The organism is Citrobacter sp. W9, from assembly GCF_026719375.1.
GTDB classification, from domain to species: domain Bacteria; phylum Pseudomonadota; class Gammaproteobacteria; order Enterobacterales; family Enterobacteriaceae; genus Citrobacter; species Citrobacter werkmanii.
Genome location: NZ_JAPPTE010000004.1, coordinates 1 through 13,192, shown reverse-complemented (window position 1 = coordinate 13,192; position 13,192 = coordinate 1). Strand labels below are relative to the sequence as shown.

General features: G+C 53.0%; 15 protein-coding genes. 7 read left to right on the top strand and 8 right to left on the bottom strand.

Annotation, left to right across the window (positions count from 1 at the left end):
• Positions 1–86 precede the first annotated feature (86 nt).
• The 3 genes from ldcC (at position 87) to tilS (ending at position 4,035) form a co-directional block, all read left to right on the top strand.
• Positions 87–2,225: a lysine decarboxylase LdcC gene (ldcC, locus tag OOJ59_RS08170; RefSeq protein WP_038637430.1), complete on the top strand. Its 2,139-nt coding sequence runs from the start codon at positions 87–89 to the stop codon at positions 2,223–2,225.
• A 66-nt stretch (positions 2,226–2,291) separates the two neighbouring features.
• Positions 2,292–2,681: a VOC family protein gene (locus OOJ59_RS08165; protein WP_069324020.1), complete on the top strand. Its 390-nt coding sequence runs from the start codon at positions 2,292–2,294 to the stop codon at positions 2,679–2,681.
• Positions 2,682–2,742: 61 nt separating this feature from the next.
• Positions 2,743–4,035: a tRNA lysidine(34) synthetase TilS gene (tilS, locus tag OOJ59_RS08160; RefSeq protein WP_160955645.1), complete on the top strand. Its 1,293-nt coding sequence runs from the start codon at positions 2,743–2,745 to the stop codon at positions 4,033–4,035.
• A gap of 83 nt (positions 4,036–4,118) precedes the next feature.
• On the opposite strand, the gene rof is transcribed toward tilS, so the two are convergent.
• Together rof and OOJ59_RS08150 are read right to left on the bottom strand one after the other, a co-directional pair.
• Complete coding sequence (rof, locus tag OOJ59_RS08155; RefSeq protein WP_003018503.1) at positions 4,119–4,379, bottom strand: Rho-binding antiterminator; 261 nt, start codon at positions 4,377–4,379, stop codon at positions 4,119–4,121.
• Complete coding sequence (locus OOJ59_RS08150) at positions 4,366–4,566, bottom strand: YaeP family protein (RefSeq protein ID WP_024132476.1); 201 nt, start codon at positions 4,564–4,566, stop codon at positions 4,366–4,368. Before OOJ59_RS08150 ends, rof begins: the two co-directional genes overlap by 14 nt.
• Before the next feature lie 189 nt (positions 4,567–4,755).
• Between OOJ59_RS08150 and OOJ59_RS08145 the strand changes: the two genes are divergently transcribed.
• Genes OOJ59_RS08145 through nlpE form a run of 3 tightly spaced genes read left to right on the top strand, consistent with a single transcriptional unit; the run spans position 4,756 to position 6,449 of the window.
• Entirely contained in the window at positions 4,756–5,301 is a 546-nt protein-coding gene (locus tag OOJ59_RS08145; protein ID WP_085048272.1) for a YaeQ family protein, read from the top strand.
• The gene (gene arfB, locus OOJ59_RS08140) at positions 5,298–5,720 is read left to right on the top strand and encodes an alternative ribosome rescue aminoacyl-tRNA hydrolase ArfB (RefSeq protein ID WP_038637447.1); all 423 of its coding nucleotides are present in this window, start codon (positions 5,298–5,300) and stop codon (positions 5,718–5,720) included. Before OOJ59_RS08145 ends, arfB begins: the two co-directional genes overlap by 4 nt.
• A gap of 30 nt (positions 5,721–5,750) precedes the next feature.
• Positions 5,751–6,449 carry an envelope stress response activation lipoprotein NlpE gene (nlpE, locus tag OOJ59_RS08135; RefSeq protein ID WP_087857695.1) on the top strand — a complete coding sequence of 233 codons (699 nt, stop codon included), beginning with the start codon at positions 5,751–5,753 and terminating at the stop codon, positions 6,447–6,449.
• Positions 6,450–6,492: 43 nt separating this feature from the next.
• Here the strand turns inward: nlpE and proS are convergent, their stop codons facing one another.
• From proS to metN, 6 genes are all read right to left on the bottom strand, one after another.
• Entirely contained in the window at positions 6,493–8,211 is a 1,719-nt protein-coding gene (gene proS, locus OOJ59_RS08130; protein ID WP_038637453.1) for a proline--tRNA ligase, read from the bottom strand.
• A gap of 113 nt (positions 8,212–8,324) precedes the next feature.
• A complete protein-coding gene (tsaA, locus tag OOJ59_RS08125; RefSeq protein ID WP_085048270.1) occupies positions 8,325–9,032 on the bottom strand; it encodes a tRNA (N6-threonylcarbamoyladenosine(37)-N6)-methyltransferase TrmO in 708 nt (235 codons plus the stop codon).
• Positions 9,029–9,433, bottom strand: coding sequence for an Rcs stress response system protein RcsF (rcsF, locus tag OOJ59_RS08120; protein ID WP_016151780.1), 405 nt, complete (start codon positions 9,431–9,433; stop codon positions 9,029–9,031). The genes tsaA and rcsF overlap by 4 nt, the downstream gene beginning before the upstream one ends.
• A gap of 116 nt (positions 9,434–9,549) precedes the next feature.
• Positions 9,550–10,365 carry a methionine ABC transporter substrate-binding lipoprotein MetQ gene (gene metQ / locus OOJ59_RS08115; protein WP_006686809.1) on the bottom strand — a complete coding sequence of 272 codons (816 nt, stop codon included), beginning with the start codon at positions 10,363–10,365 and terminating at the stop codon, positions 9,550–9,552.
• Between the two features lie 44 nt (positions 10,366–10,409).
• Positions 10,410–11,063, bottom strand: coding sequence for a methionine ABC transporter permease MetI (locus OOJ59_RS08110; protein ID WP_006686810.1), 654 nt, complete (start codon positions 11,061–11,063; stop codon positions 10,410–10,412).
• On the bottom strand, positions 11,056–12,087 hold the full coding sequence (gene metN / locus OOJ59_RS08105) for a methionine ABC transporter ATP-binding protein MetN (RefSeq protein ID WP_038637459.1): 1,032 nt from the start codon (positions 12,085–12,087) through the stop codon (positions 11,056–11,058). The genes OOJ59_RS08110 and metN overlap by 8 nt, the downstream gene beginning before the upstream one ends.
• 189 nt (positions 12,088–12,276) lie before the next feature.
• Here metN and gmhB point away from each other — a divergent pair, with 189 nt between their 5' ends.
• Positions 12,277–12,843 carry a D-glycero-beta-D-manno-heptose 1,7-bisphosphate 7-phosphatase gene (gene gmhB, locus OOJ59_RS08100; protein WP_038637462.1) on the top strand — a complete coding sequence of 189 codons (567 nt, stop codon included), beginning with the start codon at positions 12,277–12,279 and terminating at the stop codon, positions 12,841–12,843.
• Positions 12,844–13,192: the final 349 nt, after the last annotated feature.

The following is a 13,192-nucleotide window of genomic DNA, read 5'->3' as shown; positions in this document are numbered from 1 at the left end:
TGAAAAGGGCCACAATGCTGTGGCCCTTTTTTTTACCTGCAGTTTGACCAGGCTATGCTTAACTGAGGTTTTTCCAGGAGGAACGCATGAATATCATTGCCATCATGGGACCGCATGGCGTCTTTTATAAAGATGAGCCCATCAAGGAACTTGAGCGTGCGCTACAACAGCAGGGGTTTCAGATTATCTGGCCGCAGAATAGCGTTGACCTGCTGAAGTTTATCGAACATAACCCGCGAATTTGCGGCGTCATTTTTGACTGGGATGAATACAGTCTGGATCTGTGCAGTGACATCAACCAGCTCAACGAATATCTTCCGCTTTACGCCTTTATTAATACCCATTCAACGATGGATGTCAGCGCTCACGACCTGCGCATGGCGCTGTGGTTTTTTGAGTATGCGCTGGGCCAGTCTGAAGACATTGCCACCCGTATCCGCCAGTACACCAGCGAATATCTGGATAACATTACGCCCCCTTTCACCAAAGCGCTGTTTACCTATGTGAAGGAAGGAAAGTATACCTTTTGCACGCCCGGTCATATGGCGGGAACGGCGTACCAGAAAAGCCCGGTCGGCTGCCTGTTCTATGATTTCTTTGGCGGTAATACGCTGAAAGCCGATGTCTCCATTTCAGTGACCGAGCTGGGCTCGCTGCTGGATCATACCGGCCCGCACCTGGAAGCGGAGGAGTACATCGCGCGCACTTTTGGCGCCGAGCAGAGCTATATGGTAACCAACGGCACGTCCACCTCCAATAAAATTGTTGGTATGTACGCCGCACCCACGGGCAGTACGCTGTTGATTGACCGCAACTGCCATAAGTCGTTGGCGCATTTGCTGATGATGAGCGATGTGGTGCCAATCTGGTTGAAGCCGACGCGTAATGCGTTGGGTATTCTGGGCGGTATCCCCCGTCGGGAATTTAGCCGGGCAAGCATCGAAAGCAAGGTAGAGGAGACCCCTCAGGCGCAATGGCCGGTGCATGCGGTGATCACCAACTCCACCTATGACGGCCTGCTGTATAACACCAACTGGATCAAACAAACGCTGGATGTGCCCTCTATCCATTTTGATTCAGCCTGGGTGCCATATACCCATTTTCATCCGATCTATCAGGGGAAAAGCGGGATGAGCGGTGAGCGCGTGCCGGGGAAGGTGATTTTTGAAACCCAGTCCACCCACAAGATGCTGGCGGCGTTGTCACAGGCTTCTCTGATCCACATTAAGGGCGATTACGACGAAGACACCTTTAACGAAGCCTTTATGATGCACACATCCACTTCGCCGAGTTACCCGATTGTTGCCTCAATAGAAACCGCAGCGGCCATGCTGCGTGGCAATTCCGGTAAGCGGTTAATCAATCGTTCGGTGGAGCGGGCGCTGCATTTTCGTAAAGAAGTGCAGCGGTTGCGTGAAGAGTCGGATGGCTGGTTTTTTGATATCTGGCAACCAGAAAGGGTGGATGAAGCAGAATGCTGGCCGGTAGCGCCCGGTGAAGACTGGCACGGATTTATCGATGCTGACGCCGACCACATGTTTCTTGACCCGGTGAAAGTCACTATTCTGACGCCGGGGATGGATGAACAGGGAAATATGAGTGAAGAGGGGATTCCTGCCGCGCTGGTGGCGAAATTCCTTGATGAACGCGGCGTGGTTGTCGAGAAAACGGGACCGTATAATCTGTTGTTCCTGTTCAGCATCGGCATTGATAAAACCCGGGCGATGGGCCTGCTGCGCGGACTGACGGAATTTAAGCGTTCGTACGATCTGAATTTACGCGTGAAAAACATGCTGCCGGATCTGTATGCTGAAGATCCTGATTTTTATCGTAATATGCGCATTCAGGATCTGGCGCAGGGGATCCATAGGCTTATTCGCCAGCACGATCTTTCCGGGCTGATGCTGCGGGCATTTGATACCTTACCGGAAATGAAAATGACGCCGCATCAGGCCTGGCAGCGGCAGATCAAAGGTGAGGTTGAAACGGTAGCGCTCGATCAACTGGTGGGGCGCGTTTCCGCCAATATGATCCTGCCTTACCCTCCCGGCGTACCGCTCTTGATGCCTGGTGAAATGATCACGGAAAAAAGCCGGGCTGTACTCGATTTCCTGCTGATGCTGTGCTCCGTGGGCCATCATTATCCTGGATTTGAAACCGATATCCATGGCGCTAAACTGGGTGAGGATGGCGTGTATCGTGTGAGAGTCTTAAAAATGGCATAACGACTTGCCTGAACCCATTGAGCGCGAGTAACGTGCTGAAAGAACAAACGAAAGAGGCAAAACGCTATGCTGGGATTAAAACAGGTTCACCATATTGCCATTATTGCGACGGACTACGCGGCGAGTAAGGCATTTTACTGCGATGTGTTGGGCTTCACCCTGATGAGCGAAGCCTACCGGGAAGAGCGAGACTCCTGGAAAGGCGATCTGGCATTGAACGGTCAGTATGTGATTGAGCTCTTTTCTTTCCCATTTCCACCTTGCCGCCCCAGCCGACCGGAAGCCTGTGGTTTACGTCATCTGGCGTTCAGTGTGGATGACGTAGAGAAAGCGATCGCGCATCTGGAAGCGCGCGATGTGAAGTGCGAGCCGATACGCATTGATCCGTTCACCGGCAAACGCTTCACGTTTTTTAACGATCCCGACGGATTACCGCTCGAACTGTATGAGCTATAAGGCTTGTCATTATGGCGTTAGCCCGGTAACGTGCCGGGCAATGCCATTGTAAGTAACCATCATGACAACACTCACGCTGAACACTTCACTGCTGAATTCTCAATCGATTCTGGTCGCCTTTAGCGGCGGGCTGGACTCCACCGTGCTGCTGCATCAGTTAGTGCTATGGCGAGCACAGCACCCTGAGGTTACGTTGCGCGCAATCCATATTCATCATGGATTAAGTCCCCACGCGGACAACTGGGTGCAGCACTGTGAATCGATATGCGCGCAGTGGCAGGTGCCGCTGGTGGTTGAACGGGTCCGTCTGGAGGATGATGGTCTGGGGATAGAAGCTCAGGCGCGGCGGGCGCGCTATCACGCATTTGCACAGACGTTGCTGCCGGGCGAGGTACTGATGACCGCCCAGCATCTGGACGACCAGTGCGAAACTTTTCTGCTGGCCCTTAAGCGTGGCAGTGGCCCTGCCGGGCTGTCCGCCATGGGAGAAAGCTCACCGTTCGCCGGGACCCGGCTGATCCGACCGCTGCTGGCGCAAACGCGAGAGGCGCTGGAAGGGTGGGCGCGACAGCACCAATTATGTTGGATTGAGGATGAAAGTAATCAGGATGATACCTACGATCGCAATTTCCTCAGATTACGCGTTACCCCGTTGCTGCAACAGCGTTGGCCGCACTTCGCGCAAGCCACGGCCCGCAGCGCCGCGCTGTGCGCCGAGCAGGAGAGCTTACTGGATGAACTGCTTGCCAGCGATTTAGCCGACTGTGTCACGGCCCAGGGCACACTTTTACTGGCGCCGCTTATGACGATGAGCAGTGTGCGGCGTGCCGCCCTGCTTCGCCGCTGGCTGGCAGGATTAACTGCGCCAATGCCTTCCCGTGACGCGCTGGAACGTATCTGGCTGGAAGTCGCACTAGCGCGGGAAGATGCTTCCCCCTGTTTTCGCCTTGGAGAGTTCGACATTCGTCGTTATCAGTCACAGCTGTGGTGGGTGAAATCGGTCGATGGGCAAAGCGAAACCGTCATCCCGTGGACATGCCGGGAAACGCCGTTGACGCTGCCTGCCGGGTTAGGCTCGGTGCAGATCATCCCTGCTGGCGAATTGCGTATGCCGCAGGCAGATGAAGCCGTCAGCATTCGGTTTAAAGCGCCAGGCGTATTACATATTGTCGGGCGTAACGGTGGACGTAAATTAAAGAAAATCTGGCAGGAGCAGGGGATCCCGCCCTGGCGACGAGATACTACGCCGCTGTTGTTTTACGGCGAAACGCTGATTGCGGCTGCGGGTGTTTTTGTGACGCGTGAGGGAGCAGCAGAAGATAAAGAAGGGGTGAGTCTGGTTTGGCATGCCTGATGGCGGTGCGCTTATCCGACCTACATATCGCATGGAAAGTAGGCCGGATAAGGTGCTTGCACCGCCATCCGGCAACAAAAGAATCAGGATTCGCTAACGACCACGGTACCGATTTGCGGGTGGCTGAAGCTGGCAATTTTATCGAGGCGAAGCTCCCGGGTTTCACCTGCGACATCTGCGACCAGATATTCCACGTTTTTGCGTGAAACCAGATCGTTTGCTTTCGCTTGTAAAACTTCGCCATCTTTTAACGCCAACGTCAGTAACAAATGGTGCTGGCAGGCGAGTTCAAGATTGTCGTAATCATCACAGTTGATGGGTTGATACGTTTCATTCATTGACATAATCGCTCACCAGTAAGTTCGCGGCAGCATAGGCCGCTTTTTCCCTGACCGACTCAGAAAGGGCGCTGTCTGCCGCCATTTCATTAAGCACCTTCAATACGCAACCCAGCGCATCCGGGACATACCCTAAGTCTCCGCTGGCGATTTCCGCGTACCGCTTGCGTATTAACTCACAATATTTTTCCACATGCCCTCCTGTCAGCACTCTGACTTAACCGTGGATGCAAGTCTAAGCCTACGAAGATAAACTCTGTTTAGCAAGGTGACTATACCATACTCATTCAGGCAATATCAGCGGCCTTGATAGAGGTGCTGTTAGCAGCCTTTTGCCGTAGTTTTCGCTACAATGAGCGCCTGATTCGAAAGGAGTTCTCAAATGGCGCTTAAAGCGACAATCTATAAAGCTGTAGTCAATGTGGCGGATCTCGACCGCAACCAGTTCCTTGACGCAGCCTTGACGCTGGCGCGTCACCCTTCAGAAACCCAGGAGCGCATGATGCTGCGCCTGCTGGCGTGGATTAAATATGCTGATGAACGCCTGCAGTTCACGCGTGGCCTGAGCGCGGAAGATGAACCGGAAGCCTGGCTGCGAAACGATCATCTGGGCATTGATTTATGGATTGAACTCGGCCTGCCGGATGAGCGTCGTATTAAGAAAGCCTGCACTCAGTCTGCTGAGGTAGCCCTGTTTACCTACAACAGCCGTGCGGCCCAGATCTGGTGGCAACAAAACCAGAGTAAGTGCACGCAGTTTAAAAATCTTACCGTGTGGTATCTGGATGACGAACAGCTGGCGCAACTGAGTGAATTTGCTGGTCGCACCATGGCGCTGCAGGCGACGATCCAGGATGGCGCTATCTGGTTGTCCGATTCTCAGAACAATCTGGAAATTCATCTGACCGCGTGGCAGCAGGGTTCATGATAGTCATCTCCCGAAACGTCTCTATCCCTGATAATGAGCTGGAAATCACGGCGATTCGGGCGCAGGGCGCGGGTGGTCAGCACGTTAACAAGACCTCGACAGCCATCCATTTGCGCTTTGACATTCGGGCCTCTGGCCTGCCAGAGTATTATAAGGAACGCCTGCTGGCCGCCAGCCATCATCTGATTAGCGGTGATGGCGTTATTATCATTAAGGCGCAGGAATACCGTAGCCAGGAGCTAAACCGGGAAGCGGCAATCTCCCGGCTGGTGGCGGTGATCAAAGAATTAACCGCAGTGCAAAAAAGCCGACAGGCAACGCGTCCTACGCGTGCTTCGAAAGAGCGTAGGTTGTCATCGAAGGCGCAAAAATCCACAGTGAAGTCACTGCGCGGGAGAGTTCGTCGAACGCAAGACTGACGAGCAGGAATAAAAATCTATAAGGAATTGATAGTGAAAACAGCAATATTGTCCGTCGTCGCTGCATGCACGCTTTTTTCCTTGATCGGCTGTAACAACCGTACTGAAGTGGAAGTACTACAGCCGACACGGGCGGCAGAATTAAAACCGATGCAGCAAAGCTGGCGAGGCATCCTGCCTTGCGCGGACTGCGAAGGGATTGAAACTTCTCTGTTCCTCGAAAAAGACGGAACATGGGTGATGAACGAACGTTATCAGGGGGTGAGGGATGAACCGTCGTCCTTTGCCTCTTATGGAACATGGGCGCGTACTGCGGATAAGCTGGTGCTGACCGACAGTAAAGGTGAAAAGTCGTACTATCGTGCTAAAGGCGAAGCGCTGGAAATGCTCGATCGTGAAGGTAATCCGATTGAGTCGCAGTTCAACTACACCCTTCAGCCCGTTTCCGCTAGCTTACCGGTGACGCCAATGCCGATGCGGGGCATGTACTTCTATATGGCTGACGCAGCTATCTTTACCGACTGTGCAACGGGTAAACGGATGCCGGTGGCGAATAACGCCCAGCTTGAGCGTGACTATTTAGCCGCGCGCGCGGAAAACGGGCAATCCGTATTGCTGACGCTGGAAGCGCATTTTACACTGGAGGCGAACCCGGACACTGGCGAGAAAGTGAAAACGCTGATGGCGGATAAAGATGCGAAATTTATCCCCGGTAAAGGGTGTAATTAATTGATGAAAAAAAGGCCCTGATTATCAGGGCCTTTTGCTGATATTAGCCTTTAATGGCTTTTACCAGGTAGTCGACGATGTCGCCCGTTTTAATCAACTGCTTCTCGCCGTTACGACGGTATTTGTATTCGATATCGTCGTTGTCGAGGTTACGGTCGCCCAGCACGATAGTGTGCGGAATACCGATCAGTTCCATATCGGCAAACATCACGCCCGGACGCTCTTTACGGTCGTCCATCAGCACTTCAATGCCCTGCGCGCGCAGCTCTGCGTACAGCTTTTCAGCCAGTTCCTGCACGCGGTAGGACTTATGCATGTTCATCGGCAGAATCGCGACCTGGAACGGGGCAATGGCGTCTGGCCATACGATACCGCGATCGTCATAGTTCTGTTCGATAGCTGCAGCAACCACGCGAGTGACCCCGATACCGTAGCAACCCATGGTCAGGATCTGGTTACGGCCATCTTCGCCCTGAACGGCGGCTTTCATCGCTTCAGAGTACTTGGTGCCCAGCTGGAAGATGTGACCCACTTCGATGCCGCGTTTAATCAGCAGCGTACCCTGGCCATCCGGACTCGGGTCGCCAGCGACCACGTTACGAATGTCCGCAACTTCCGGGGTGGCAACATCACGATCCCAGTTGATACCGAAATAGTGCTTACCGTCGATGTTCGCGCCCGCAGCGAAATCGCTCATCACGGCAACGGTACGGTCGATAACGACCGGAATTGGCATGTTCACCGGACCCAGAGAACCCGGACCCGCTTTCACCAGTGCGCGAATCTCTTCTTCGGTGGCGAAGGTCAGCGGGCTGGCAACCTGCGGCAGTTTTTCCGCTTTGACTTCGTTCAGCTCGTGATCGCCGCGAACCAGCAGCGCAATCAACGGAGACTTGCTGCCTTCAACCGCTTTCACCAGCAGGGTTTTTACGGTTTTCTCGATAGGCAGGTTGAACTGCTCAACCAGCTCGGCGATGGTTTTGGCGTTTGGCGTATCGACCAGCGTCATCTCCTGCGTTGCTGCCGCACGCGGCTCTTTTGGCGCAACGGCTTCGGCAAACTCGATATTCGCTGCATAATCGGAGGTGTCGGAGAAGATCACATCGTCTTCGCCGCTCTGCGCCAGCACCTGGAATTCGTGAGAGGCGCTACCGCCGATAGAACCGGTATCCGCTTGTACCGCACGGAAATCGAGACCCATACGGCTGAAGATCTTGCTGTACGCTGCGTACATCGCGTCGTAGGTCTCCTGCAGGGATTCCTGAGAGGTATGGAAAGAGTAGGCATCTTTCATCAGGAATTCGCGGGAACGCATCACGCCGAAGCGCGGACGAACTTCGTCACGGAATTTAGTCTGGATCTGGTAGAAGTTCAGCGGCAGCTGTTTGTAAGAGCTCAGCTCGTTACGAATCAGGTCGGTGATCACTTCTTCATGCGTTGGGCCAAGGACGAACGGGCGATCGCCACGGTCAGCAATACGCAGCAGTTCCGGGCCGTATTGTTCCCAACGGCCACTCTCTTGCCACAGCTCAGAGGGCTGAACGACCGGCATCAACACCTCGATCGCACCGGCGTTGTTCATCTCTTCACGCACGATGTTTTCGACTTTTTTCAGGACGCGCACGCCGGTCGGCAGCCAGGTGTATAACCCGGAGGCCAGCTTGCGGATCATCCCGGCGCGCAGCATCAGCTGATGGCTGATGACTTCGGCGTCGGCAGGTGTCTCCTTCAGAGTGGAGAGCAGATATTGGCTAGTACGCATGTTGTTACGGTTCCAGTTGAACGATCGAACAGGCTCAAGACGAGCCTGGCACAAAACAAAAGTGGTTTAGTTTACCAGCGAGAAAGGGATGTCAAAAGAGTACGCGACGCAAATTAGCGGGCTTCCAGAGCAAAGACCTCAAATCCTGACGGCGTAACGCGCCAGCGGACGTTAAAGTCCAGCAGCCAAACGGCGTAGGTTTTGCCTTCTTCCTCGTTTTTACGGTAGGCAGGACGGGGATCCTGCGCCAGCACTTCGGCAATAAACTGGCGAAGATGCGGATAACGTTTTTCCAGCCCAGCCAGTTGCCCGGCGATCTCTTCACTGAACGACACATCTACGCTGGCCTGCGGTGCATCCTGAGCATAGCTGGCGCGAGCATCGGGCAGCGATTCGGCAAATGGCAGATACGGTTTAATATCCACAACCGGCGTACCATCGACAAGATCCAGCCCGCCGAGCTCAAGGATGACGTGCTCTTTGTGGCAGCGGATACCTCGAAGCTCAACCAAAGACATGCCAACAGGGTTAGGACGAAACGTTGAACGCGTGGCGAAGACACCCATTCTGGCGTTGCCGCCAAGACGGGGAGGGCGCACGGTTGGACGCCATCCTCCTTCCATTGTCTGATGAAAAACAAAAATCACCCACAAATGGCTGAAGGCTTCCAGGCCGCGAACAGCTTCGGCCTGGTTATAGGGAGCGAGCAAATGCAGTTCGCCTCTGGCACTTTTCACCAGACCTGGCTGGCGTGGAACGGCGAACTTTTCTTTATAAGGTGAGCGGATAACGCCTATTTGCTCGAACTGAAAATGACTCATTTCGCCGAAATGTTCAGTGCAGAACCAATGCAAACCGCCTGACGATAGCAACCTGGCGTCCCGCTGGTGACTTCGCAACTGTGCAGCAATACCGCATTCGCTTTCATTTTAGAGGCGTTAATCTGCATGCGTTTACGTGCGGTTGGGATGCTCGGAGGGGAATCCTGGTTAGATGCCTGGCAGGATTCGCCGCTGACTTCGCCGAGATCGCGGAACGGTTTACCCACTAAATCTTCGGCGTTAGTAATGATTCTTACCGGCGCCGCGCGCGGTGCTTTTGGTTTTTCCGGCTCCGCTTTTGGCGGGGTAGCGGTGCTTTGAACGGGTTCAACAGGGGATCTGCTTAACATAGAACAGCCGCTCAGCATGAGTGCTACTAAACAGATCGGTAAAGCACGCATAATATTTCCTCAATGAATGATCTAAACGTCAGATATTGAATCAGGTGCTTGCATAAATGACAAGACGGGCAAGCGCCCGTCCTGATGATATTACAGATTCTGGAAACAGCCTAAAATTACCAGCCCTTAACAGCACCGCCGTTGAAGACTTTGTTCGCTGCTTCGTACACTTCGTCAGACTGGTAGGCCTGCACGAATTTCTTCACGTTCTCAGCATCTTTGTTGTCTTCACGGGTCACGATCAGGTTTACGTACGGAGAATCTTTATCTTCAACAAAGATACCGTCTTTTGCCGGGGTCAGGCCAATCTGGCTGGCGTAGGTGGTGTTGATGACCGCCAGGGCGATTTGCGCATCGTCCAGTGAACGCGGCAGCTGCGGCGCTTCCAGTTCAACCAGCTTCAAGTTTTTCGGGTTTTCAATCACGTCCAGCGCGGTCGGCAGCAGGCCAACACCGTCTTTCAGTTTGATTAAGCCCACTTTTTGCAGCAGCAGCAGCGAGCGGCCGAGGTTAGTCGGGTCGTTTGGAATCGCGACCTGAGAACCTTCCTGCAGCTCATCCAGTGATTTGATTTTTTTGGAATAGCCCGCAATCGGGTAAACAAAAGTATTGCCCGCGGCAACCAGCTTGTAACCACGATCTTTAATCTGCTGATCCAGGTACGGTTTGTGCTGGAAGGCGTTAGCATCAATGTCGCCTTTGCTCAGCGCTTCGTTAGGCAGGACGTAATCGTTAAACGTGACCAGCTCAACGTCCAGACCGTATTTTTCTTTTGCCACTTTCTGCGCGACTTCTGCAACCTGTTGCTCTGCGCCAACAATAACGCCCACTTTGATGTGGTTAGGATCTTTTTCATCCTGACCGCAACCCACAAGTGCCAGAGAACCGATCAGGGCTCCAACTGCCGCAAAGGTTTTGAATTTGAACGCCATGCTTATTTCCTTTTCTTAATGAGTTTTTAGTGTTGTGTGCAACGTTATTTGTGCGTGACAACCCGGACGATGCGATCGCCGGATAACTGAATTAAATAAACCAGAACGACGAGCAATACCAGTACTGTATTCATCACGGTAGCGTTGTAGCCAATATAACCGTACTGGTAACCAATCTGTCCCAGACCACCTGCGCCGACGGCACCGCCCATCGCGGAATAGCCAACCAACGTGATGAGCGTGATGGTAGCGGCATTGACCAGACCCGGCAGCGCTTCTGGCAGCAATACCTTACGTACAATCTGCAACGGCGTGGCGCCCATCGCACGGGAGGCTTCAATCAGCCCGGTCGGGATTTCCAGCAGCGCGTTTTCCACCATACGGGCGATAAACGGCGCGGCGCCGACGGTCAGCGGGACGATAGCGGCCTGCAGCCCAATAGAGGTACCCACAATCATGCGGGTGAATGGAATCATCCACACCAGCAAAATAATGAATGGGATGGAACGGAAAATATTTACCAGCGCAGAGAGCGTACGGTAAAGCTTAGCGTTCTCAATAATTTGCCCAGGACGCGTAACGTACAGCAATACGCCAACCGGCAGGCCAATGACAAAACCAAAAAAACCGGACACAAAGGTCATTGCCAGCGTTTCCCATACGCCGCGAACCAGCAGCCACATCATCGGCTCAGACATAACCCAGTACCTCTACTTTTACATGGTGTTCCTGCAGCCAGTTAATGGCTGCTTGTGTATCTTCCTGTGTGCCGTGCATTTCCGTCAGCATAATGCCGAACTTCACGCCGCCGGCATAATCCATCTGCGCGCTAATAATGTTGTTATTCACATTAAAGCGACGGGCCGTCTCAGAGAGTAATGGCGCATCGACCGAATGACCGGTGAACTCCATGCGCAGCATTGGCACGCTGTCGGCTTGCGGCTCTGCTTTTAAACGTTCCAGATAATCTTCCGGGATATCCAGATGTAGAGTGGACTGGATAAACTTCTGTGCCAGCGGCGTTTTCGGGTGAGAGAAGACTTCGCTGACGGTGTCCTGTTCAATCAGTTCACCATTGCTGATGACCGCCACGCAGTCACAAATGCGTTTTACAACGTCCATCTCATGGGTAATTAGCAGAATGGTGAGACCCAGACGACGGTTAATGTCTTTCAGCAGTTCCAGAATCGAACGCGTGGTTGCCGGGTCGAGTGCGCTGGTGGCTTCATCGCAGAGCAACACTTTGGGATTACTTGCCAGCGCACGGGCGATCGCCACTCGCTGTTTTTGTCCACCGGAAAGGTTGGCCGGATAGCTATCGTGCTTGTCGCCAAGGCCAACTAAATCCAGCAGTTCTGTTACACGGCGTTTGATCTCTTCCTTTGGCGTGTTATCCAGTTCCAGCGGCAGCGCAACGTTGCCAAACACGGTACGGGAAGAGAGCAGGTTAAAGTGTTGGAAAATCATGCCGATTTGACGGCGAGCTTTGGTCAACTCGGACTCTGAAAGCGTTGTCAGCTCCTGACCGCCGACCTGAACGCTGCCTTCGGTTGGACGTTCAAGTAAGTTAACGCAGCGGATAAGCGTACTTTTACCAGCACCGGAGGCGCCAATGACGCCATAAATCTGCCCCGCGGGAACATGCAGGCTGACATTATTTAGCGCCTGAATGGTACGAGTCCCCTGCTGGAACACTTTGGTGATATTCGAAAGTTTAATCATTGGTTATTTATTATCGTAATTAAGTTAGCCGTGGCATTTTCGTCTGTCTGGGACGGTCGAAGCCGTCAACAAGATGGATGTTAAGGCATCCAGACGTCTAAATCAATCTAGCTTTGCACGATGAGCACTTTCTTGCCCGCCGAAACATGCGATACTAGAGCCACATGCCTTATTCAGGAGCTATAAAAGGTGGCAAAGTCTGTACCCGCAATTTTTCTCGACCGTGACGGCACCATTAATGTGGACCACGGTTACGTACATGAGATTGATGAGTTCGAGTTTATCGACGGCGTTATTGATGCCATGCGTGAACTTAAAAATATGGGTTACGCGCTAATTGTGGTGACGAACCAGTCTGGTATCGCGCGCGGTAAATTTACCGAGGCACAGTTTGAAACGTTGACCGAATGGATGGACTGGTCGCTGGCCGATCGCGACGTTGATCTGGATGGTATCTACTATTGCCCGCACCACCCGCAGGGTACCGTAGAAGAGTATCGTCAGGTCTGCGATTGCCGTAAGCCGCATCCCGGGATGTTGATCTCCGCTCGCGACTTCCTGCACATCGATATGGCTGCTTCTTATATGGTAGGCGACAAAATAGAAGATATGCAGGCGGCAGCAGCGGCGAATGTTGGAACCAAGGTACTGGTGCGCACGGGCAAACCCGTCACGCCGGAAGCAGAAAATGCGGCAGATTTGGTTATAAATAGTCTGGCAGACTTGCCAAAGGCGATAAAAAAGCAGCAAAAGTAAGCGTTGTGGATAAAAGGTGAGCGGTTGGAACAAAAATGCATTTTTCCGCTTGTCTTCCTGAGTCGACTCCCTATAATGCGCCTCCATCGACACGGCGGATGTGAATCACTTCACACAAACAGCCCGGTCGGTTGAAGAGAAAAACCTGAAAATGAGGGTTGACTCTGAAAGAGGAAAGCGTAATATACGCCACCTCGCGACAGAGCGCCAAAGCGCGTCGCAACTGCTCTTTAACAATTTATCAGACAATCTGTGTGGGCACTCGAGGATACGGATTCTTAACGTCGCAAGACGAAAAATGAATACCAAGTCTCTGAGTGAACACGTAATTCATTACGAAGTTTAATTC